Annotated in this window: 20 protein-coding genes; 10 read left to right on the top strand and 10 right to left on the bottom strand. The window is 69.2% G+C overall.

Going from position 1 to position 22,054, the window contains the following annotated elements; genetic code table 11:
• Positions 1 to 25: 25 nt before the first annotated feature.
• The 4 genes from dnaG to AC6I9V_RS03105 form a co-directional block, all read right to left on the bottom strand.
• Complete coding sequence (gene dnaG / locus AC6I9V_RS03090; protein WP_497898302.1) at positions 26 to 1,981, bottom strand: DNA primase; 1,956 nt, start codon at positions 1,979 to 1,981, stop codon at positions 26 to 28.
• A 64-nt stretch (positions 1,982 to 2,045) separates the two neighbouring features.
• On the bottom strand, positions 2,046 to 3,335 hold the full coding sequence (locus tag AC6I9V_RS03095; RefSeq protein ID WP_497898303.1) for a deoxyguanosinetriphosphate triphosphohydrolase: 1,290 nt from the start codon (positions 3,333 to 3,335) through the stop codon (positions 2,046 to 2,048).
• Positions 3,328 to 4,509: a tRNA dihydrouridine synthase DusB gene (gene dusB, locus AC6I9V_RS03100; RefSeq protein WP_497898304.1), complete on the bottom strand. Its 1,182-nt coding sequence runs from the start codon at positions 4,507 to 4,509 to the stop codon at positions 3,328 to 3,330. Before dusB ends, AC6I9V_RS03095 begins: the two co-directional genes overlap by 8 nt.
• 90 nt (positions 4,510 to 4,599) lie before the next feature.
• Positions 4,600 to 6,051 carry a YibE/F family protein gene (locus AC6I9V_RS03105; protein WP_497898305.1) on the bottom strand — a complete coding sequence of 484 codons (1,452 nt, stop codon included), beginning with the start codon at positions 6,049 to 6,051 and terminating at the stop codon, positions 4,600 to 4,602.
• Positions 6,052 to 6,264: 213 nt separating this feature from the next.
• Here AC6I9V_RS03105 and AC6I9V_RS03110 point away from each other — a divergent pair, with 213 nt between their 5' ends.
• The 4 genes from AC6I9V_RS03110 (at position 6,265) to AC6I9V_RS03125 (ending at position 10,215) form a co-directional block, all read left to right on the top strand.
• Entirely contained in the window at positions 6,265 to 7,017 is a 753-nt protein-coding gene (locus tag AC6I9V_RS03110) for an alpha/beta hydrolase (protein ID WP_497898306.1), read from the top strand.
• Positions 7,017 to 7,826, top strand: coding sequence for a DUF1295 domain-containing protein (locus AC6I9V_RS03115; RefSeq protein WP_497898307.1), 810 nt, complete (start codon positions 7,017 to 7,019; stop codon positions 7,824 to 7,826). The genes AC6I9V_RS03110 and AC6I9V_RS03115 overlap by 1 nt, the downstream gene beginning before the upstream one ends.
• 15 nt (positions 7,827 to 7,841) lie before the next feature.
• The gene (locus tag AC6I9V_RS03120) at positions 7,842 to 8,693 is read left to right on the top strand and encodes a lysophospholipid acyltransferase family protein (RefSeq protein ID WP_497898308.1); all 852 of its coding nucleotides are present in this window, start codon (positions 7,842 to 7,844) and stop codon (positions 8,691 to 8,693) included.
• Positions 8,694 to 8,766: 73 nt separating this feature from the next.
• On the top strand, positions 8,767 to 10,215 hold the full coding sequence (locus tag AC6I9V_RS03125) for a short-chain fatty acid transporter (RefSeq protein WP_497898309.1): 1,449 nt from the start codon (positions 8,767 to 8,769) through the stop codon (positions 10,213 to 10,215).
• A 55-nt stretch (positions 10,216 to 10,270) separates the two neighbouring features.
• On the opposite strand, the gene AC6I9V_RS03130 is transcribed toward AC6I9V_RS03125, so the two are convergent.
• The 3 genes from AC6I9V_RS03130 to AC6I9V_RS03140 all read right to left on the bottom strand — a co-directional run bounded on the left by AC6I9V_RS03130 (position 10,271) and on the right by AC6I9V_RS03140 (position 13,774).
• Positions 10,271 to 11,278 (bottom strand): GNAT family N-acetyltransferase, encoded by a 1,008-nt coding sequence (locus AC6I9V_RS03130; protein ID WP_497898310.1) that lies wholly within the window; start codon positions 11,276 to 11,278, stop codon positions 10,271 to 10,273.
• Positions 11,279 to 11,280: 2 nt separating this feature from the next.
• Positions 11,281 to 12,666: a glycine--tRNA ligase gene (locus AC6I9V_RS03135; RefSeq protein WP_146335290.1), complete on the bottom strand. Its 1,386-nt coding sequence runs from the start codon at positions 12,664 to 12,666 to the stop codon at positions 11,281 to 11,283.
• Positions 12,667 to 12,784: 118 nt separating this feature from the next.
• On the bottom strand, positions 12,785 to 13,774 hold the full coding sequence (locus AC6I9V_RS03140) for a DMT family transporter (protein ID WP_497898311.1): 990 nt from the start codon (positions 13,772 to 13,774) through the stop codon (positions 12,785 to 12,787).
• Between the two features lie 33 nt (positions 13,775 to 13,807).
• Here AC6I9V_RS03140 and AC6I9V_RS03145 point away from each other — a divergent pair, with 33 nt between their 5' ends.
• Complete coding sequence (locus tag AC6I9V_RS03145) at positions 13,808 to 14,044, top strand: RNA-binding S4 domain-containing protein (RefSeq protein WP_146335292.1); 237 nt, start codon at positions 13,808 to 13,810, stop codon at positions 14,042 to 14,044.
• A gap of 54 nt (positions 14,045 to 14,098) precedes the next feature.
• Here AC6I9V_RS03145 and AC6I9V_RS03150 read toward each other — a convergent pair whose 3' ends face one another.
• Complete coding sequence (locus tag AC6I9V_RS03150; RefSeq protein ID WP_497898312.1) at positions 14,099 to 14,761, bottom strand: alpha/beta hydrolase; 663 nt, start codon at positions 14,759 to 14,761, stop codon at positions 14,099 to 14,101.
• 70 nt (positions 14,762 to 14,831) lie between these two features.
• Between AC6I9V_RS03150 and AC6I9V_RS03155 the strand changes: the two genes are divergently transcribed.
• Together AC6I9V_RS03155 and AC6I9V_RS03160 are read left to right on the top strand one after the other, a co-directional pair.
• Positions 14,832 to 15,728 (top strand): SGNH/GDSL hydrolase family protein, encoded by an 897-nt coding sequence (locus AC6I9V_RS03155; RefSeq protein ID WP_497898313.1) that lies wholly within the window; start codon positions 14,832 to 14,834, stop codon positions 15,726 to 15,728.
• Between the two features lie 76 nt (positions 15,729 to 15,804).
• The gene (locus AC6I9V_RS03160) at positions 15,805 to 16,296 is read left to right on the top strand and encodes a hypothetical protein (RefSeq protein WP_497898314.1); all 492 of its coding nucleotides are present in this window, start codon (positions 15,805 to 15,807) and stop codon (positions 16,294 to 16,296) included.
• 98 nt (positions 16,297 to 16,394) lie between these two features.
• Here AC6I9V_RS03160 and AC6I9V_RS03165 read toward each other — a convergent pair whose 3' ends face one another.
• Together AC6I9V_RS03165 and mmsB are read right to left on the bottom strand one after the other, a co-directional pair.
• Positions 16,395 to 17,879 (bottom strand): CoA-acylating methylmalonate-semialdehyde dehydrogenase, encoded by a 1,485-nt coding sequence (locus AC6I9V_RS03165; protein ID WP_497898315.1) that lies wholly within the window; start codon positions 17,877 to 17,879, stop codon positions 16,395 to 16,397.
• A gap of 32 nt (positions 17,880 to 17,911) precedes the next feature.
• On the bottom strand, positions 17,912 to 18,814 hold the full coding sequence (mmsB, locus tag AC6I9V_RS03170) for a 3-hydroxyisobutyrate dehydrogenase (protein WP_497898316.1): 903 nt from the start codon (positions 18,812 to 18,814) through the stop codon (positions 17,912 to 17,914).
• 106 nt (positions 18,815 to 18,920) lie between these two features.
• Here mmsB and AC6I9V_RS03175 point away from each other — a divergent pair, with 106 nt between their 5' ends.
• The 3 genes from AC6I9V_RS03175 to AC6I9V_RS03185 all read left to right on the top strand — a co-directional run bounded on the left by AC6I9V_RS03175 (position 18,921) and on the right by AC6I9V_RS03185 (position 21,968).
• Entirely contained in the window at positions 18,921 to 19,862 is a 942-nt protein-coding gene (locus tag AC6I9V_RS03175; protein WP_497898317.1) for a LysR family transcriptional regulator, read from the top strand.
• A gap of 58 nt (positions 19,863 to 19,920) precedes the next feature.
• Entirely contained in the window at positions 19,921 to 20,460 is a 540-nt protein-coding gene (locus AC6I9V_RS03180; protein WP_497898318.1) for a GNAT family N-acetyltransferase, read from the top strand.
• 143 nt (positions 20,461 to 20,603) lie between these two features.
• A complete protein-coding gene (locus AC6I9V_RS03185) occupies positions 20,604 to 21,968 on the top strand; it encodes a sensor domain-containing phosphodiesterase (RefSeq protein ID WP_497898319.1) in 1,365 nt (454 codons plus the stop codon).
• The last annotated feature ends 86 nt before the right edge of the window (positions 21,969 to 22,054 follow it).

Consider the following 22,054-nt stretch of genomic DNA (forward strand, 5'->3'; position numbering starts at 1 on the left):
CCCGGCGGAGCACCGTGCGGCAGGCTCAGGAGTCCATCCGGAGCGAGCGCCGCTGCATCTCCAGTTCCATGAGTTCTCGGTTGAGCCGCTGGAACTCCTCGGGGTCCGCTGCGGCGTCCAGGCGCTGCAGCTGGCCCATCTTGTCCGCCTTGACGCGGGTGATCTGCAGTTCGAACAGCCGGGCCAGGATGTCGCGGCAGTAGCGCTGCACGGCTTCGGCGGTGCTGGCCGGCAGGGGCACGACGGCGAGTTCGGACACGAGCGGCCGCAGCGGCTCGGGGACTTCCTGCAGCAGCTGCTCCACCCATCGCGCGGGGTCGCCGATGGCACCCTGTCCGGTGGCCCGGATGGCCTCGTGGATGGCGAGGTAGGCCGGGGTGGAGAACCGGGCCTCGGCGAAACGCTGCCAGGTGGCCCCTTCAAGGATCGCGGGTTCCTGCAGCACGACTTCGAGCGCCTGGCGTTCCATCGCGGCCACCGGGTCACGCGGGTCCGGCCGGTTGAAAGCCGGCAGCGTGGCCGACGGCGGCAGGGGCGCCACGCCGGGGGCGGACCCGGGACCAGCCCCGTGGCCTGGTCCGGCGGCCCGGCCCGGGTTCTGGGCGGGGTTCTGGTTGTAGCCTTGTGCGGCGCCTCCGGCCGGGCCCTGGGCAAGGCGCTTGGCGGCCGCGCCGACCGCGCGGCTGACTTCCTCGACCGGCATGCCCAGCCAGCCGGCGAGTTCCCGCGCGTAGGCAGGCCGGATGCCGACGTCGCGGATTTGCGCCACCACGGGGGCCGATTCGCGCAGCGCCGCGATCCGGCCTTCGACGGTGTCCAGGTTGTGCCGCCGCAGGGTGGCGCGGATGGCGAATTCGAACAGCGGCCGGCGGGTGCCGATCAGGTCGCGGACGGCGGAGTCGCCCTTGGCCTGGCGCAGCTCGCAGGGGTCGGCTCCGCCGGGTTCGACGGCGACGTAGGTTTGGGCCACGAAGCGCTGGTCCTCTTCAAAGGCGCGCAGGGCAGCCTTCTGGCCCGCGGCGTCGCCGTCGAAGGTGAAGATCACCTCTCCCCCGCTGCCGTCGTCGGAGAGCAGCCGGCGGGCGATCTTGATGTGGTCCGTGCCGAACGCGGTGCCGCAGGTGGCGACCGCCGTCGTCACGCCGGCAAGGTGGCAGGCCATCACGTCGGTGTAGCCTTCCACCACCACCAGCTGGCGTTCCTTGGCGATGTTCCGCTTGGCGAGGTCGATCCCGTAGAGCACCTGGGACTTCTTGTAGAGCGCTGTCTCCGGGGTGTTCAGGTACTTGGGGCCCTGGTCGTCCTCGTAGAGCTTGCGGGCGCCGAAGCCGATCGTGTCCCCGGCGATGTCGCGGATGGGCCAGATCAGCCGGCCGCGGAATCGGTCGTAGATTCCCCGGCCGCCTTCGGAAAACATGCCGGTGAGTTTGAGCTCCGGGTCGGTGTAGCCGCGGCCGCGGAGGTGTTTGAGCAGCGAGTCCCAGCCCTGCGGGGCGTAGCCGACGCCGAACTGCTCTGCCGCGGCCCGGTCGAAGCCGCGGCCGTAGAGGAAGTTCCGGCCTTCGGTGGCGCCCGGGGTCAGGAGCTGGGCGCGGAAGTACTCGTCCGCGATCTTGTGCGCGTCGAGCAGGCGTTGGCGGCGGCCGATCTCCTCGCGCTTGGGGCCCGAGCCGCCGTCCTCGTAGCGCAGTTCGTAGCCGATCCGGGCCGCGAGCTTCTCCACCGCTTCGTGGAAGGTGGTGTGGTCCAGCTTCTGCACGAAGGAGATGACGTCGCCGTCCTCGCCGCAGCCGAAGCAGTGGTAGCGGCCCACCTGGGGCCGCACGGTGAACGAGGGCGAGCGCTCGTCGTGGAAGGGGCACAGGCCCTTGAAGGATCCCAGCCCGGCGCCCTTGAGGGTCACGTAGCCGTCGACGACTTCCTTGATGTCGGTGCGCTGGCGCACTTCGTCGATGTCTTCACGTTTAATCAGGCCGGCCACGGAGCCATCCTAGTACCCGCGTACGACGCCGGATGGCGGCCTATGGCACCCGTCACCGACGCCGTCACCACAGCGACGGCAGGCTGCCGACGAGCCGTTCGTACATGGCCAGCGCGGAGCCGTCCGTCAGCGACGCGACCTGGTCGATGACAACCCGCAGCCGGGCGGAATCGTCCGCCGCGGCGCGCCAGTCGGCGGCGAACATCGGCTCCAGGTGGCGGTCGCCGGTGGCGTTGAGCGCGGTCACCAGCGCGTGCAGGACCTCGCGCTGGCGTTCGTAAATCGGCTGCCGGTGTTCGGTGGTCATCACAAACGTGGTGGCCAGGCCCTTCATCACGGCGATCTCCATCACCGTCTCGTCCGGGACGATGAGTTCCGCGTTGTAGCGGGTGAGGTTCTCCGGGCCGTAGACGGCCAGGGTGGTCTCCAGCGCGCTCTGGCAGAACCGGCCGATCAGCTGGCTGGTCATGTCTTTCAGTGCGGCCATGGCCTTGCGGCTGCCGTCGGCCTCGCGCACCCAGACACTGGTGGCCTCCAGCCGCGCCAGGGCGGCGTCGATGGCGGCCGGGTCGTTGTGCGGCAGGTACCACTGCTTGGCGTAGCCCACCACCCGGGCGCGGTGGTCGGGGTTGTCCATCCAGCGCAACTGGAAGTGACCGGCGACGATCGCGTCCTCGACGTCGTGCACCGAGTAGGAGATGTCGTCCGCGAGGTCCATGACCTGCGCTTCGAGGCAGGAGCGGCGCTCGGGCGCGCCTTCCCGGATCCAGTCGAAAATGGGCAGGTCGTCCTGGTAGGCGCCGAACTTGCTGGTGCGCTGGCCGTGGATCACCGGGGCGTTCTCCGCCGACCACGGGTACTTCGCGGCAGCGTCGAGGCTGGCGCGGGTCAGGTTAAGGCCGGCGGGGCGGCCGTCCGGGGCCAGAACCTTGGGCTCCAGCCGGGTCAGCAGGCGCAGGGTCTGGGCGTTGCCCTCGAAGCCGCCGATTGCGTGCGCGACCTCGTTCAGGGCCGACTCGCCGTTGTGGCCGAACGGCGGGTGGCCCAGGTCGTGGCTGAGGCAGGCGGTATCCACCACGTCCGGATCGCAGCCCAGGGCGCGGCCGAGCTCGCGGCCCACCTGGGCGACCTCGAGGCTGTGGGTCAGCCGTGTGCGGACGAAGTCGTCCGTGTCCGGGGCGACCACCTGGGTCTTGGCGCCGAGCCGGCGCAGCGCCGAGGAGTGGAGCACGCGGGCACGGTCGCGTTCAAAGTCGGAGCGGTAGGTGCTTTTGGGCGGTTCCTCCACCCAGCGGGCGCAGTCCCGGTCCACGTAGCCGTCCAGCACGGGCGCCGTCGTCCTGGTTTCAGCCACCGGAGACGTCCAGTTCCGCGTGGCAGATCTCGCGCGACTGTTCGGCGTCCATGCTGCGGTCCAGCAGCCAGTCCTTGGGCAGGGCGGGCTTCTTGGGCGAGCCCGCACGGCCGCGGGGGCCTTCGGCGTCGACGCCTGGGTAGGGCGAGTCGACGTCCAGCTGGTCCAGCGTCGCACGGAGCACTTCGAGGCTGGTGACCAGGGCAAGTTTGGTCCGCAGTTCGCTGCCGACCACATAGCCCTTGAAGTACCAGGCCATATGCTTGCGGATCTCCCGGAGGGCCTTGCCCTCATCGTTGCCGAAGGTTTCCACCATCAGCTCGGCGTGGCGGTACACGCCTTCGGCCACCTGTCCCAGGCTCGGTTTGTGCCGGACGTCGCTGCCCTCGAAGGCGGCCATCAGGTCGCCGAACAGCCAGGGCCGGCCCTGGCAGCCGCGGCCCACCACCACGCCGTCGACGCCGGTTTCGCGGACCATCCGGACCGCGTCCTCGGCGGACCAGATGTCCCCGTTGCCGAGCACCGGGATGTCCGGGAGGGCTTCGCGCAGCCGGGCGATGGCGGACCAGTCGGCCTGGCCGGAGTAGAACTGCGCGGCGGTGCGGCCGTGCAGTGCGACGGCGGCGACGCCGGAGTCGCGGGCGATCCGCCCGGCGTCGAGGTAGGTGAGGTGGTCATCGTCGATGCCCTTGCGCATCTTGATGGTCAGCGGAATGTTTCCCTTAGAGGCTTCCTTGACCGCGGTCTGGACGATCGAGGTGAAGAGGTCGGTCTTCCACGGTAGCGCCGAGCCGCCGCCGCGCCGCGTCACCTTGGGAACCGGGCAGCCGAAGTTGAGGTCGATGTGGTCCGCGCGGTCCTCCTCTACCAGCATCCGGACGGCCTGGCCCACCGTCACCGGATCCACGCCGTAGAGCTGCACCGAACGGACCTTCTCGTCCTCGTCGTGCGAGATGATCCGCAGTGATTCGGGTGTGCGTTCCACCAGGGCGCGGGAGGTGACCATCTCCGCGACGTACAGGCCGCCGCCGTATTCACGGCACAGCCTGCGGAAGGCGGAGTTGGTGATGCCCGCCATCGGGGCCAGGATCACGGGGGTGTCCACCGTGAGGGGGCCCAGCTTCAGGGGCGGCAGTTCCAGCTTGGGGGCGGGAGGCGTTGCTACAACAGTCACCCGACCATTGTCTCAAAGCCGGGCAAATCGGCCCGGTCCCGCTCCGGCTATGTGGAAACCGCACCGGTCGTAACGTGCCGGGCCGCCTGCTCAGCCGGACACAGCCGCGCGGCGGCCGCGGCGCGTCTCCGGCTCCGCGTCGGCGCCGTCGGAGGTACCACGGTCGCCGCTGCCGCCGTCGGACGGTCCGCGGTCGGGCAGGCCTGCGGCGGCCGCGCGGCTGCTACCGCTCAGGCCGCCGGCGGGCCGAACGACGTCGTCCGCCGTGGCCGCGGTCCCCCGGAGTCCGGTGGCCTTGACGACGAGCACGGCGATCAGGGTGGTGACCGGAATCGCCAGCACCAGCCCGATGGAGCCGACCAGGGTGCGGATGACTTCCTCGGAGAGTTCGGCACTGGTGAGCGCGTCCCCCAGCGGGCGTTCGTAGAGCATCACGATGATCAGGATGGGCAGCGCCGCCCCGGCATAGGCGAACGCGATCGTGTAGACCGTGGAGGCGATGTGGTCCCGGCCGATCCGCATCGCCGAGGCGAACAGCTTCCGCGCGGACGTGCCGGGGGCAAGTTCCCAGAGTTCCCACACCGCGGAGGACTGGGTGATGGTGACGTCGTTGAGGACACCGAGGCCGGAGATGATCAGCCCGCACAGGATGATCCCCGAGATGGAGATGTGGTCCGAGACGTTGGCGAGGGTGGCGGCGTCGTGGTTGCCGACGCCGGCCAGGTTCGCCGCATCGGTGGCCCAGGCCGCGAGCGCGGCGGTGATGCCCAGGCCGAACATCGTGCCCAGCAGCGCCGTCGACGTCCGGGCGGTGAAGCCGTGCGCGAAGTACAGCACACCGATCATGATCACCGTGGATCCGACCAGGGCCAGCAGCAGCGGCGGTTTACCTTCCACCAGACCCGGAAGCATAAAGGAGACGAGCACGGCGTAGGCGCCGGCCAGGCCGATGAGGGCGCGCAGCCCGCGCCAGCGGGCCACCGCAATCACCACAACGGCGTAGAGGACCGCAAGCAGGATGATCGGCAGGGTCCGGACGAAGTCAACGAACACGTAGGCGGGTGTCCCCTGGGCGTCGGCGGCGCCCGGCGCCTTGGAGAGGTTCAGGTAGCGGATATTGTCGCCGACCTTGACGCCGTGGGACTTGGCGACGTCGGGGTTGATCACCACCTTGACCGGGTTTCCGCCCTTGTCCGGCTCGGTGTAGGCGAAGGTGCACTGCGAGCCCTGCCCGGCGCCGGGCTGCGGCTGCGAACCCGGCTGCGCACCCTGTTGCGCCGTGCCGTCCATGCAGCTGCCGACGACGACGCGCTGGATCTTGCCGGTGTCGAAGGTGACGCCCGGGGCGGCCGCGTAGGGGCTGGACAGCTTGATGCCGTCCTTGCTGCCCGAGGGCCACAGCAGCACCATCGCCGTGATGGTCAGCAGGGTCAGCGGGACCAGGACGGCGGCCAGGATCCAGTTGGCCTTCTTCCGTGCGGCGAGCGCCCGGGGCGTCACTTCGTGGTGCCCCTGGGTGGTGTGTGAATGTCCGGCGCCCATCAGCAGTTCAACCTCATGCCGAAAACTTTACGGTGTCCGGGCGGCCCGCCGCGCGCGGAGGCCACCGGCGGCCGCCCATCCCCCGGCCGCACGGCTGCGAATGTTCTTCGGAATACGTTCACAAACCAACCGGCTGCAAACGCTGCCGGGAACGCCGGCGGCCGACTTATTGTTGGTAATTGCAGGGACAAAACGATGTGGAGGACACCAGCCGTGGCCAGACGCAAGACTGACGACCGGGAGCCCGGGGCGGCCGGAGCCGGCCCTGCGGCCCGGGCCGAACTGAGCATCGCCGACGCCGCCGGGCAGACCCGCGGCGTCGCCCTGGTGCTGCACGGCGGACGATCGGACAGCTTCGAGGCGGTCCAGGCCCGGCACCTGAGCCCGGCGCGGATGTTGCCCTTTGCCCAGTCATTGCGGAACCAGGGCGGCCCGCACGGCCTGGCGGTCTGGACCCTGCGCAACCGCTACCGGGGCTGGAACGGGCCCGAGATGTCGCCGGTACAGGATGCCCGCTGGGCGCTGGCCCAGATCAGCAGCGAACACCCGGGCGTCCCCATCTACCTGCTGGGCCACTCGATGGGCGGCCTCACCGCGCTCTGCGTCGCGGACCACCCGCAGGTGGAGGCCGTCGTCGCGCTGGCACCGTGGCTGAACGGCGCCACCCCGGTGGAGCCGCTCGCCGGGCGACGGGTCCTGATCGTGCACGGCAGCGAGGACCGCTGGACCAGCCCGAAGAACTCGCTGGCCTACGCGCGCCGCGCCGAAGGTATCGCGGCCTCGGTGGACTACGTCTCGCTGACCGGCGCCGGGCACTTTATGTTCCGCCGGGTCCGGCTCTGGAACTCCCTCGCCAACGGCTTCGTCCTGGATGCCTTCGCCAGCACCGCCGGCGCACAACTGCCCGGCACGGACACGCTCCGCCAGGTCCTTCCGGCCGCCGCCACCCTCCCGGTGGTGCTGTGATGGCCGCCTTCCCGTTGGACGCCTTCCTCGCCAGCCTGCCGTGGGTGGCCCTGGGACTGGTGGCGCTGCTGGCCGTGACGTTCGCCGTCGCCGTGCGCCAGAGCCGCCACTCGGTCATCGACACGATCTGGGGGCTGGGCTTTGTGGTGGCGGCCGCTGTCTCCTGGGCGCTGTCCGCCGGCCACGGCGACGCTGGCAGGCGGCTGCTGCTGCTGGCCTTGGTGGCCGTCTGGGGCATCAGGCTGGCCGTCCACATCGGTATCCGGGCCCGCGGCGGCCACGAGGATCCGCGCTATGTGGACATGCTCTCCTCGGCGCCCGGATCCCGCAACACCTACGCGCTGCGGCGCGTGTACCTGCCGCAAGGCATCGTGATGTTCTTCGTCTCGCTCACCATCCAGGTCGGCATGTTCAGCACCGGCCCGCTCGGCTGGCCGGCGCTGCTTGGGGTGCTGCTGTGGATTCTCGGCTTTGTCTTCGAAACCGTCGGAGACTGGCAGCTGGCCCGGTTCAAAGCCGACCCGGCCAAACGCGGCACCGTCCTGAACACCGGACTCTGGCGCTACACCCGGCACCCGAACTACTTTGGCGACGCCGCCGTCTGGGCCGGGCTGTTTTTGGTGGCGGCGGACTCCTGGCCCGGCGTGCTGACCATCCTCTCCCCCGCCCTGATGATCTGGACCCTGGCCGGCAAGACCGGCAAACCGCTGACCGAGAAGGCCATGTCCGCCCGTCCCGGGTACAAGGAATACGTCGAATCCACCTCCGGCTTTATCCCCTGGCCGCCCCGCCGGCCGGCGGGCCACTGAGATGCGGGGGTTGAGGTGAGCTGGCGGCCGGCACCCAGCGACCGCTTCTACCGCGTGATCGTCCGCACCGGCCAGGCGCTGCGCTGGCTGTTCCGGATCCGCGTCATCGTCACCGGCGCCGAACATCTTCCCGCGCCGGCCCCGGACCACGGCCCCGACCACGGTCCCCGCGGCGGCCGCCGCGGCGCCTCGCGGCGGGCCACCCCCGGTGCGGGCGCCGTCGTCGCGATCACGCATTTCGGCTACCTCGATTTCGCCTTCGCCGAGCTGCTGCTCTGGTGGCACAACCGCGCCCAGATGCGCTTCCTGATCACGCAGGCCGCGGCCGACCACTGGTTCGCCGGTCCCGCCGTGAGCGCCGCCGGGCACGTCGTCGTCGGCTATGACACCGGCGCCCATGCCTACGACGCCGCCGTGCAGAAACTCCGCGACGGCGAGTACGTCGCGATCCTGCCCGAGGCCGGCGTGAGCCGCAGCTTCCAGGTCCGGGAATGCCGGACCGGCGCCGTGCGGATGGCGGCCGAGGCAGGCGTCCCTCTCATCCCGGTCTCGGTCTGGGGCGCGCACCGGATCATGACCCGGCACCACGGCTTCTCCCCGCTCCGGGCCTGGCGGGCGCCGGTGCGGGTGCACGTGGGCGAACCCTTCACCCCGGGCCCCGGACTGGACGTCCCGGCGGCCACCGAGGCCCTGCGGAGCGCCCTGCAGGCGGGGATCGACGCCGGCGTCGCGGACTTCCCGCTGAAACCGGAGCCGGGCGCCTGGTGGATGCCGGCCGCGCTCGGCGGCGGGGCGCCCACCGAGGAGGAACGGCGGCGGCTTGACGAGGCCGAGGGCCCGCGGCGCGCCCGCGGCAGGCGCCGATAAGCCCGGCTCCCGCAGCAGCGGTGGCTAAACTCCATCGGGTAGAAAAACGCACTCAATGGAGAGGTATCCCTCTGTGGCAAACACAGTCCTGACCAAAAGCGGTATCGGCGAAGAACGCGGCCTCGCCCGGATAGCCCAACGAATGGCCGCGTGGACCGAGAAGTGGTTCCCGGACGCCTACATCTTCGCCCTCGCCGGCGTTATCATCATCGCCCTGGCCGCCCTGGCCATCGGCGCGTCGCCGCAGTCGATCGCCGATTCCTTCGGCAACGGCTTCTGGGACCTGACCGCCTTCACCCTGCAGATGGCCATGGTGGTGCTCACCGGCTACGTCGTGGCGACCTCCCCGCCGGTGGCCCGCCTGATCGGCCGGCTGGCCCTCGTTCCCGCGACCGCCCGCACCGCCGTGAGCTTCGTGGCGCTGATGTCCATGTCCGTGTCCTTCCTGAACTGGGGCCTCAGCCTGATCTTCGGCGGCCTGCTGGCCCGGGCGATCGCCCGCCGCAAGGACCTCACCGTGGACTACCGCGCCCTCGGCGCGGCCGCGTTCATGGGCCTCGGTGCCGTCTGGGCGCTCGGCCTGTCCTCCTCGGCCGCGCAGCTGCAGGCGACGGCGGCCTCGCTGCCGCCGGCGCTGCTGAAGATCACCGGCATCCTGGACTTCGGCACCACCATCTTCATCTGGCAGTCGCTGCTGACCCTGGCGATCCTGATGCTGCTGACCACGGTGATCGCCCACTTCTCGGCACCGCAGGGCGGGGCCATCCGCACAGCGGCGGACCTGGGCGTGGACCTCGACGACGAGCCCACCGAGCCGGCGCCGCGGTCCCGCCCGGGCGAGTTGCTCGAATACAGCAAGATCCTGCCGATCCTCGCCGGCTTGCTGACCCTGGGCTGGCTGGTCTCGCAGTTCCTTACCAAGCCGTTCCTGACCGTGGTGAGCAGCCTCAACGGCTACCTGCTGGTGTTCCTCATCCTGGGCCTGGTGCTGCACGGCACCCCGCGGAACTTCCTGCAGGCCGTCACCAAGGCCGTCCCTGCAACCGCCGGCATCCTCGTGCAGTTCCCGCTGTACGCGGCAATGGCCGCGATCCTGACCAAGGCCACCGGCCACGGCGGGATGACCATCTCGGCGCACCTGGCCGAGTTCTTCTCGGGCATCGGCAGCGGCGGCGGCTTCGCCGTCGTCATTGCGCTGTACACGGCCGTGCTGGGCCTGCTGGTTCCCTCCGGCGGCGGCAAGTGGCTCGTGGAGGCGCCGTACGTCATGCAGTCCGCCACCGATGTCCAGATGAACCTGGGCTGGACCGTGCAGATCTACAACATCGCCGAGGCGCTGCCCAATCTGATCAACCCGTTCTTTATGCTCCCTCTGCTGGCGGTGCTGAGGCTGCGGGCCCGCGACCTGGTGGGCTTCACGTTCCTGCAGTTCGTCTTCCACCTGCCGGTGGTGCTGCTGCTGGTCTGGCTGCTGGGCATGACCTTCGACTTCGTTCCGCCGGTGATGCCGCCGGGCAAGTAGGCGTTAAACCCGACTGACCCGCAGCTGTTGTTGCGGGTCAGTCGGGTTAAGCGGGCTAGACGGGGTCGGAGACGATCAGGGTTTCCGCGCCGGTCTGCCGGGCCTTGCCGCTCTCCAGGAGCGGCTCGACGACGGCGCGCAGCGCGTCCATCGAATCGTCCAGTTCCAGCAGGACCGGGTACTGGTACGCGATCAGCGCCAGCAGGTCCCGGACCGCGGCCCGGGCATCCTCGGCGGACAGTTCCGGGTCGTGGCCGAGGAACACATCCGACGGCTCCCCCGCATTGGTGGCGTGGCCCTCTTCGGGCCCGCCCATTTCCGGGCCGCCCTGGGCGTAACTGACCGCAAACGCCTGGAGCCGGCCCTTCTTGCTGGCCGGCACACCCGCGCCGAAGGCGCTGGCCCTGGGCGCGCGCAGCACAATCGCTCCGTGGGCGCCGCTGAGGTCGTCCAGGAAGAGCCGCTGCACCGTGGCAATGCTGAGGTCCCCGGGGCTGTCCCAGTCGTGCACGGCGGTGTAGTAGCGGCCCACGACGTCGCTGAGCTCCACCGACCCGGTGGCCAGGTCCTCCACCTGCTCCGAGGCTGCGGCCTCGGAGCCGTCGCCGAAGACCGGCAGCTTCAGGGCGCCGGGTTCGACGACGACCAGGCGCGAGCGCTGGATCGGCGCCAGGCCGGCGGCCTCGGCAAAGGCGGCGCCGGGCGTGCCCGGCTCCACCTTGGTCCGGAGCCGGGACACTCCCGAGGGCGACTGCCCGGCTTCGTGCCGGAGCATGGCCAGCAGCGTCGAGCCGATGCCGGTCCGGCGGTGGTCGCGGGCAACCTCGACGTAGACCCAGAGGCGCTCCGGATGCAGCGAGGCCTCATGGACCACCCCGGCAGCGACGGGGATGGCGACGCCGTCGACGACGTCCTCGGCCACGATGCAGCGGCGCCACGGGGCGTTGCCGGAGGGGGCGAGGGTGGCACGGAACTGCCGGGCCTGGTCCGTCTCCGGACCGCCCCACATCTCCAGCAGCGCGAGGTCGTCGCCGTCGCGCCATTCGCGGTACGCGATCGCCATGATCAGGCGCCGATCAGCCGTGCGGCCAGGTAGCCCTCCACCTTGTCCAGGGCGACGCGTTCCTGGCTCATGGTGTCGCGTTCGCGGATGGTCACGGCCTGGTCCTCGAGCGTGTCGAAGTCCACCGTGATGCAGAACGGCGTACCGATCTCGTCCTGGCGGCGGTAGCGGCGGCCGATCGCGCCGGCGTCGTCGAACTCGATGTTCCAGTTCTTGCGCAGCTGCGCGGCGAGGTCCTTGGCCTTCGGCGACAGGTCCTCGTTACGGCTCAGCGGGAGCACGGCAGCCTTGACCGGGGCCAGGCGCGGATCGAGCTTAAGCACGGTGCGGACGTCGACGCCGCCCTTGGCGTTGGGCGCCTCGTCCTCGGTGTACGCGTCGATCATAAACGCCATAAATGAGCGCGTGAGGCCGGCGGCCGGCTCGATCACGTACGGGGTGTAGCGCTCGTTGGTGGCCTGGTTGAAGTAGCTCAGGTCCGCGCCGGAGGCCTTCGAGTGCGTGGAGAGGTCAAAGTCGGTGCGGTTGGCGATGCCCTCGAGCTCGCCCCACTCGGAGCCGTGGAAGCCGAAGCGGTATTCGATGTCCGTGGTGCCCTTGGAGTAGTGGCTGAGCTTCTCCAGCGGGTGCTCGAAGAAGCGCAGGTTTTCCTCGCGGATGCCCAGGGACGTGTACCAGGCCATGCGCTCCTTCATCCAGTACTGGTGCCACTGCTCGTCGGTGCCGGGCTCGACGAAGAACTCCATCTCCATCTGCTCGAACTCGCGGGTGCGGAAGATGAAGTTGCCCGGCGTGATCTCGTTGCGGAAAGACTTGCCGATCTGGCCGATACCGAAGGGCGGCTTCTTCCGCGAGGTGGTGAGCACGTTGGAGAAGTTCACGAAGATGCCCTGGGCGGTTTCGGGGCGCAGGTAGTGCAGGCCCTCTTCGCTGGCGACGGGGCCCAGGTAGGTCTTGAGCAGGCCGGAGAATTCCTGCGGTTCGGTCCATTCGCCGCGGGTGCCGCAGTTGGCGCAGGCGATGTCCTTGAGGCCGTTCTCGGCGGGGCGGCCCTTCTTCTCCTCGTATTCTTCCTCGAGGTGGTCCGCGCGGTAGCGCTTGTGGCAGGACAGGCACTCCACCAGCGGGTCGGAGAAGACCTCGACGTGGCCGGAGGCCTCCCAGACCTGGCGGGGCAGGATCACCGAGGAATCCAGGCCGACGACGTCCTCGCGGCCGCGGACCACGGACTGCCACCACTGGCGCTTGATGTTTTCCTTCAGCTCGGCACCGAGGGGACCGTAGTCCCAGGCAGAACGGGAGCCACCGTAGATTTCACCGGCCTGGAAGACGAAACCCCGTCGCTTGGCGAGGGAAATGATCTGGTCGAGTACGGATTTTGCTGCCATGGGAACTCCAGTTTCTGCAGGGCCGCTGGGTGCGGTCCGTGCTGTCAGCCCCGGGTCACCGGCTGGTTGCCGGGCGGGGTGTTGCGGACGGGGTGATGCAAGCTCCTAGCCTACCGGGCTAGCGCCCCTTGAGGGTCCCGCGGGACCAGGGCAGGCTGGCCAGGACGATCGCGGCCAGGGTCAGCAGCGTGCCGACCACGGTGGGCAGGGCGACGACGGTGCCCGGTGCGGGCAGCGCCAGGTCCAGGGCCAGGGATCCGAGCAGCTGCCCGGCGATCATGCCGAGCCCGGTGACCAGTACGCCCAGGCTACGGACCAGGAAGGCGGCGACGGCGATGAAGACGCAGCCCATCGGGCCGCCCAGGTAGTACCACCATTCGCCGGGAAGCGCGTGACCTGGCCCGGCCGCGGCCAGTTTGATCAGCCAGGCGAGCCAGAGCACTATGCTGCCGGCGACAAAGTTGACCAGGGTGGCGGTGATGGGGGTGCGGTAGTGGACTGTTGCGGTTCCGTTCATCGCCTGCTGGAAGCTCATCAGGAATCCGGCGAGCACCGGCAGCAGCACGGGGAGCACCAGCGCCATGGGGTCGGACCCGCCTGCACCGCCTGCAGCGCCGGAGGCAAAGCGCGGCGACACGGCCCACGCCACGGCGGCGACTGTCAGCACACTGCCGAGGACCCGGATGCCGGTGATGGGCCGCTTGCCCGCCGGGCCGATTCCCATCCGGTCCACCAGCAGCCCGCTGAGGGTCTGGCCGGTGACGGCGGCGACGGTGAACAGGGCCACGCCGAGGAGCCCGACGGTGAAGGACTGTGCGAAGACGAAGAGCGCGCCGATGCCGCCGGCCAGCACGTAGTAGCGCGGGAAGCGCCGTTCGCGCAGTGCCGGCAGGACCTGGGCCAGCCCGGCGCGGCCCTTGGGCAGCAGCAGCGAGATGGCGATCATCAGGACCAGACCGGTGCTGAAGCTCACCACGGCGGCGGCCAGGCCGTCCGCCAGGACTGTGCCCAGGGCGCCGTTGATACGGCCCTGGACGGGGACGAGGAGCCCGGCGGAAACGGCCAGGAGCAGTCCGACGGGCAGTGGGAGCCGCGGTGCGTGGGTCATTGGTGCCACCTTTGGTCAGGCATTATTGCTTGTATGAGCAACCCGGAAATCGAAGACATCCCCATCCGCGACGACATGATCCGGCTGGGCCAGCTGCTGAAGCTGGCCAACCTCGTCGAGGACGGGGTGGAGGCTGCGGAACTGATCAAGAACGGGCTCGTGAAGGTCAACGGCGAGATCGATGACCGCCGCGGCCGCCAGCTGCACCACGGCGACACCGTCACCGTGAACGGCCAGACCGTGCGGATCAGCACGCCCGGCGGCGCCTAAGCCCCGCAGAGCCGGGCGGCGCCTGACGACGGCGGCCGGCGGCGCCGTCGTCGGCTATTTGTTGAGCACCTCGTGGGTGAGGAACTCGCCGACGTGGCCGATCTCCTGCTGGTTGATGCCGTGCCACATGCCGGCGTAGAGCACCTTGGTGAGCTTCACATGCTTGCGCACCCAGCCCATGGTGAACTCGATCTTGTCCGGCGTGATCACGGGGTCCTGCTGGTCGCGCCCCCAGAACATCGGCACGGTGCCGTCCAGTTCCGCGTCGCGGAAGCTCGGGTCACCGCCCGCGTCGACGGCGAAGCCTGAGAGCCCGACGACGGCGGCGTAGCCGTCCGGCCGCTGCCGCAGCAAGGTGGTGGCCATGGCCATGCCCATCGAGAAGCCCAGCAGGGTGACCGAGGGGTGGTTGGCCCGGACCGAGTCGATCCAGTCCTGGACATACGCCGCGGCGTGCTGGACGGCGTCGAGCGAGTAGTCGATGGACGCCGTCAGCGGGAACCAGGTGAAGCCCGGCCCGGACACCAGCGGGGCACGCAGCGAGGCCACCACAAACTCCTCCGGCAGCAGGTCCGCCAGGCTCAGCAGATCCTGTTCGTTGGCCCCGTAACCGTGCAGCAGCACCAGCAGGGGCCTGCCGGCGCGGGCCTCTTCGGGCCGGGACCAGAGGACAACGGGGTCGGGGAAGGCGGCGGGATACGGGGCGGCGTCTGTCATGGCTCCATTCTTGCAGTTACCAATCGGTAACAAGCTACGGTGGCGTAGCTTTGCGGGGAGAGTGCAGGATATGAAGGTGAGCGAAACAGCAGCCATGGAGAATTATCCGGACCGGACCGTGAACCACCCTTGGACCCGCTACGTGGCGATGGGAGACTCCTTCACCGAGGGGATCGGCGATCCGGAACCGGCGAGCCCGGGCGGCCACCGCGGCTGGGCGGACCGGGTGGCGGAGGAACTGAGCCGCGGCCAGGCTGATTTCGCCTACGCCAACCTTGCGGTCCGGGGCCGGCTCCTGCAGCAGATCGTGGACCAGCAGCTGGCGCACTGCCTGTCCCTGAAGCCGGACCTCGTGACCCTGTCCGCCGGCGGGAACGACCTGATCCGGCCAGGCGGCGACCCCGATGTCCTCGCCGAGCGGCTGGACTCGGTGGTGCAGATCCTGAGCCTGGGCGGCGCCACCGTGGTGCTCTTCAACGGCCCGGACACCGGCTCCACCGTGCTGGGCCGGATCCGCAGCAAGGTGGCGATCTACAACGAGAACCTGCGCACCGTGGCGGCCCGGCACGACGCCGTCATCGCCGACATGTGGTCCCTGCGCCAGCTCAACGACCCGCAGATGTGGGACGTGGACCGGCTGCATTTCTCGCCGCTGGGCCACCACACCATCGCGGCCATGGTGCTGGATTCACTGAACGTGCAACACACCCTGGAGCCCCTTGCGCCCAAGCCCATGCCGCAGCGTAACTGGCGGGAGGCGCGCACCGGCGACCTCATCTGGGCCCGCGAGCACTTCGTCCCGTGGGTGGTCCGCAGGCTCCGGCACCGCTCCTCCGGCGACGGCATCACGGCCAAGCGCCCGCTGGCCGGGCCGGTGTTCGGCCCGGGGATGCCGCTGGGCTCGGGTGAGGGGCCTCCCGGTTCGGGCGAGGGCCTGCCCGGCGCCGAGGATGCCCTGCGCTCCTGAGCGCGGCGCCGGGCCGGGCACCCTCGGCCGGTATGGCGCGTTAAGCTGAAGGACCACTCCTGAAAGGTTCGATACCGTGTTCACCTTGTTTGGGCTCGCCATCCTGGCGACGATCATCATGCTCGCCATGCGCCGGTACAAGGCGTCCAACCGCGGCCAGAACGGCAATGGCCCCACCTTTCCCGGCCAGCCTTTCGGCGGGTTCCCGGGCCAGTTCCCCGGCCAGCAGAACAACCAGCCGCGGGACGGTTTCACCCAGCGGGACTACTACGGCGGGTTCGGCCAGCTGGGTGCCCCGCAGCCGCCGGCGAACCAGCAGTACCCGGTTCCCTACGAGGACAGCCCGGAGTACCTGAACAACCCCCCGCAGGCCGCGCCGCCGCAGCAGTGGCAGCCGCAGCCCCCGGCGGCCCCCGCGACGCCGGACGTTCCGCCGGTTCCGCCCGTGCCGTCCGGCCCGCAGGGTTACCGCGCGCGCAAGCTCGCCGAGCTGGACCAGAAGTACAGCAACGGCGAACTCGCCATGGAGGACTACATGGCCCAGCGCGCGGAGATCATGAAGGGCTAGCCCCCTAGACACACACAACGCGGGGTCACTTACGGACCATAATCCACTGCTGGATGGGCTGTAAGTGACCCCGCGTTGCTTTATTCGGGGAGGGATCCTCAGTCGACCTGGGGGAAGCCGAGGTCGATCACCGAAGTGGACGGGTCCGGCCAACGGGTGGTGACCACCTTGCCGCGGGTGTAGAAGCGGATGCTCTCCGGGCCGTACATGTGCGTGTCGCCGAACAGCGAGTTCTTCCAGCCGCCGAAGGAGAAGGTGCCCACCGGCACCGGGATCGGGACGTTGACGCCCACCATGCCGGCCTCGACGTCGAACTCGAACTGCCGCGCGGCGCCGCCGTCGCGGGTGAAGATCGCCACGCCGTTGCCGAACTCGTTGTCGTTGACGAGCTTGACGGCGTCGGCGTAGGTCTCGACGCGGACCACCGAGAGGACGGGGCCGAAGATCTCGTCGTCGTAGACCTTCATGCCGGGCTTGACGTGGTCGATCAGGCTGACGCCGATGAAGAAGCCGTTGGAATCGAACTCCTGGCCCCGGCCGTCCACCACCACGGAGGCGCCCTCGTCCGCGGCGCCGGCGACGTAGGAGGCCACCTTGTCGCGGTGCTCGGCGGTGATCAGCGGGCCCATCTGGGACGCAGGGTCGGTGCCGGGGCCGATCTTGAGGGTGGCCATCCGGGTCTTGATCGCGTCCACCAGTTCATCCGCGATGTTCCCGACGGCGACCAGGACGCTGACGGCCATGCAGCGCTCCCCCGCGGAGCCGTAGGCGGCGGAGACGGCGGCGTCGGCAGCCATGTTCAGGTCCGCGTCCGGGAGCACCACCATGTGGTTCTTGGCCCCGCCGAGGGCCTGGACCCGCTTGCCGTGGTCCGCGGCGCGCTTGTAGATCGACTGGGCAATCGGCGTCGAGCCCACAAAGCTGACGGCCTTGACGTCCGGGTGCTCAAGCAGCACGTCCACGGCTTCCTTGTCCCCGTGCACCACGTTCAGCACACCGGCGGGCAGGCCGGCCTCGGCGAAGACCTGGGCGATGAAGATCGCGGAGGACGGGTCTTTTTCGCTCGGCTTGAGCAGCACGGTGTTGCCGCAGGCCAGGGCGCTGCCGATCATCCACAGCGGCACCATGGCGGGGAAGTTGAACGGCGTGATGCAGGCGACGACGCCGACCGGCTGGCGGACGGAGTGGACGTCGACGCCGCCGGAGACCTGCTCGGAGCGTTCGCCCTTGAGGGCGTGGGACAGCCCGGTGGCGAATTCGATGTTTTCCAGGCCTCGGGTGATCTCGCCCTCGGCGTCGGAGAGGACCTTGCCGTGTTCGCTGGTCAGCAGGGCAGCGAGTTCGGGCCGGCGCTGCATGAGCAGTTCGCGGACCTTGAAGAAGATGCCGGTGCGCTTGGCCAGGCTGGTGGCGCGCCAGCCGGGCAGCGCTGAGCGGGCTGCCGCGATGGCCTCCTCGACGCGGGCTGCGGAGGCGAGGGCCACCTCCTTTTCCTGCTCGCCGGTGGCGGGGTTGAAGACGGGACCGTAGCGCTCGGCGTCGGAGACGAGGGCGCCGTTGATGAAGTGCGGAATGCGTTCCATGGGGTGGATCTCTTTCTACAAAGGTGTGGTGGCTACTTGGCGGACTCGAACGAGCCGTCGACGAGCTGGACGATCGCGGAGCAGTCCTTGCCGGACTGTCCGCCATCGATGAGCCGCTGGAAGAGCTGCTGCACGTGCTCGCCGATTTCCAGCGGGGTGCCGGTGTCCTTGGCGGCGCTGATGGCCAGCCCGATGTCCTTGTTGGCGAGCTCGGCGGTGAACGTCGGGGCGAAGTCGTTGTTGGAGGCCGCGGTGGGGACGACGCCGGCCACCGGGTACCAGGTGCGCAGCGCCCAGCTGTCGCCGGAGGAAACCGAGGCGATGTCCCAGAAGACCTGCTTGTCCAGGCCCAGCCGGTCGGCGAGGACAGCGCCCTCGGCCGTGGAGGCGAGGTTGATAAAGAGCATCAGGTTGTTGCAGATCTTGGCGGCCTGGCCGGTGGTGGCGCCGCCGGTGGGGATGATGTTGGCAGCCATCGGGCGGATGTATTCGGTGGCGTCGGCGACGGCGCCGGCCTCGCCGCCGATCATAAAGGTCAGTGTGGCGGCTTTGGCGCCGCTCATGCCGCCGGAGACGGGGGCGTCGACGAAGCGGAAGCCGGCTGCTGCGGCGGCGTCGTGCAGTGCCTGGGCCGAGGCGATGTCGATCGTGGAGGAATCCACCAGCAGGGTTTTGGTGTCCGCGTGGGCCAGGACGCCGTCCTCGCCGAGGTAGACGGCGCGGGCGTGCTCGCCCTTGGGGAGCATGGTGAAGACGACGTCGGCGCCCTCAACTGCCTCGGCTATGCTGCCGGCGGGCTTGACTCCCCCGGCCTCGGCTGCCGCCACGGCCTCGGGGTTCAGGTCGAAGCCGCGGACCTCGTTTCCGGCCTTGGCCAAGTTCACCGACATGAACCCGCCCATGTTTCCCAGTCCGATCCAGGCGACAACTGCCATGGCATAAGCTCCTTTGCTTTGCATTGTGTCCGGCACACTGGCCGGTTTCCGTGTCCAGCATCACACCCCTGCTACAGTGCAATCAAGGGGAAAAAGTGAAGATGGCATGTGCATCGATGCACACATCGACGAAAGGCCAACGGTGGACTTGAAGCGGCTTCCCAGCCCGGACGACCTGCTGATCCTGCTGACGGTGGCCCGGCTGGGCCGGTTCAACGCCGTCGCGGAGACTCTGGGCACCACGCACACCACCATCTCGCGCAGAATCCTCGCCCTGGACAAACAGCTCGGCGGCCGGACGCTGGAGCGCAGCCCGCACGGCTGGGAGCTCACCGAGCTGGGGTCCCAGGCGGTGGTAGCCGCGGAGGCCATCGAGGGGACCCTCGGCGCATTGTCCGGCCGGATCGCCCGGGGCGAGGACGTGCTCTCCGGCCTGGTCCGGATCAGCACGCCGGACGGCTTCGGCGCGGAATTCGTCGCCCCGGCCCTGGTCCGGCTGCAGCAGGAACACCCGCTGCTAAACGTGGAGATGCTCAGCGCCACCCGCAAAGTCAGCCAAAACCGCTCCGGCGTGGACCTGGAGGTGGTGGTGGGCAACCTGGAGGTCAGCAACGCGCAGACCATTTTCCTGTCCAACTACTTCCTGCGGCTGTACGCCAGCCCGGAGTACGCGGAGGAGCACGGGCTGCCGGAAACGCTCGACGACGTCCGGCGGCACGGTTTTGTCTCCTACGTGGAGTCGGCACTGCAGGTCGCGGAGCTGGGCCACCGCTCCACCCAGCTCCCGATGCCCCGCTCCAGCTTCCAGGCCACGAGCATCTTCGCCCAGCTCGAGGCCGTCCGCCGCGCCGCCGGGATCGGGCTGCTGCCCAACTTCCTCGTCGTCGGCAAACCCGGCTTTGTGCCGGTGCTGCCGGACGACTTCCAGCGGCAGTTGCCCATCTGGGCGGTGGCGCGGGCGGAGTCGCTGCGCTCGGCGCCGGTGCAGGCCGTGCTGGCGGCGGTCAGGGCCGAGATCGCCGAACGCCAGGATGTGCTGGCGGGCTGAGCCGGGGGGCTGCGTGGGGACCTCCCCGCGCTATAGGTCACGCCCCATAATTGTCGCTATGGACTACGTGCCAGTACCTCGGATCGATGCCGCCCTCGAAACAGATCGACTGCTGCTGCGGCCATGGCAGGTGTCCGACGCCGCTGTCCTGCACGAACTGTGGACCGAGCGCGATCCCCGCGTTCCTCCGCATCGCCGCATCAGTGCCGATGGTCACCCCACGCTGGAAGATATCGAGGACAGCATCCGTCGCGACGATCGGCATCCCTTCCCCGGACTGCTGGCCGCCGAGCAGAAGGGTTCGGGGCAGGTCATTGGCTATTGCGGGCTGATTCCCAACCGGCATGGACAGCCCGAGGAACCGGAGCTCGCCTTTGAGTTCCTCCGCGACGTCTGGCGCCAGGGGTTTGCGACCGAGGCCTCCCGGGCAGTCCTCCAACAGGCACAGGAATCAGGCTACCGACGCATTTGGGCAACGGTCCGTGACTGGAACACCGCGTCACGCCCTGTGCTGGCCAGACTCGGCTTCGTCGAAACCGGGCGGGTGGAACCCGACGACATCCACGGCGATTCCCTCTTCACTGCAAAGACATTCTGACCGCAGTCCGGGAGCAACGGCGGGGCGGGGTCGGATTGCGAACATCAAGATCCATCGCGCCCGAGAAACGCTGGTGGTCCCTAACCCACCAATCCGATCAGGCACGGTAGTAGGCTCATGTCACCAAGCCTGGGGGAATGGAAATGTCGAAGAATTCGGGTTCGCCGCGGATACGCGATGTACTGGTTGTTGTGCTGGCCATCCAGATGGTGTTCGCCGTGACGGCGGCCGCCATCGTGATCCTTGACCCTGAAGGCATCCTGGATGAACCAAGGGACCGGTTGCTGGCCAGTCTCCTCGTGTTGGCGCCCATGGCCATGGCCCTAGTCCTGGCTGTACGTTTCCGCAGGGGGCACCGGGCTGAGAGGCGCCGTGCTGGGGCTACCGCCCAGTTGATGGACACTGTCCTGATCACCAGCCAGGAGTGGGTGTGGGCCGTCGACGACCGGGGACGCTTCACGTTTTCGAGCCCGACCAGTGAGAACCTTCTCGGATGGAAGCCGGACGAGTTGCTCGGCCAGCGATGCGACCTCGTCATCGATGGCGGCGACCTGGCGCGCGCCAGGCTCGACGTGGCGGCCGCCTCCGGACCGGGCTGGACAGGTGTCATCGTTCGGTGCCGGCACCGCGACGGCGGCGCCGTATGGATGGAAGTCTCCGGCACTGTCCGCCCCGCCACGGACGACCGGCCCGGAGGATTCGAGGGCACGAGCCGGATGCTCCCGCCGCTGACGGCACAGGAGGCGATGGATTCCCTCAACCGCGAACAGCTCCAACTGATGCTCGACCAGGACCGGCTCCTTACGGCCTTCCAGCCCATCCACAGCCTCGCAACAGGCAAACTCCTCGGCGTCGAGGCGCTGACCCGGTTCGTCGGCGAGGACGGTGCCGGCCCCGAATTCTGGTTCAAGGAGGCCGCCATCGTCGGCCTGTTGAGCGAACTTGAGTTCGCCGCCATGGAGAAAGCACTGGAGACGGCGCAGGGACTTCCCCCGGGCATCTACGTGGCTTTGAACCTTTCCCCGGAGACGTGTCTGGACCCACGTCTGCCTGACCTGCTCCAGCGCTCCGGGCTGCCCCCGAAACGAATTGTCCTGGAACTAACGGAACGGCTCGAAGTAAGCGAATACGCCCCGCTCCTTGCCGTGCTGGCCCCGTTGCGGAAAGAGGGGCTCCGCATCGCCGTGGACGACGCCGGCTCCGGCTTCGCCTCCATGCGCCATGTCCTCCACGTCCGGCCCGAAATCATCAAACTGGACCGCAGCCTGATCGCCGGGATCGACGACGACCAGGGCCAGCACGCACTCGGCGCCGCCATGGTGGAGTTTGCCCGCCAAATTGGCGCCACGCTGATCGCTGAAGGGATCGAAACGCCTGAGGACCTCGCGGCCGTGGCAGGACTCGGCATGAGCGCTGGGCAGGGCTACCTCATCGGCCGCCCCTCGATCCACCCGAAAGACTGGGCCACCTGGTCAGAGAGCATGCGCCTCGGGCCCGACACACAATAGACGGCACACCTTGCCTTTGGCGCCTGAACCTCTCGCGCCCGAACTTCGGAACCGGTCGAGGCGTGGATGAGCCGCCCGCGAAAATG

The sequence above is a fragment of the Arthrobacter sp. SlRoot2-15 genome (assembly GCF_059739345.1).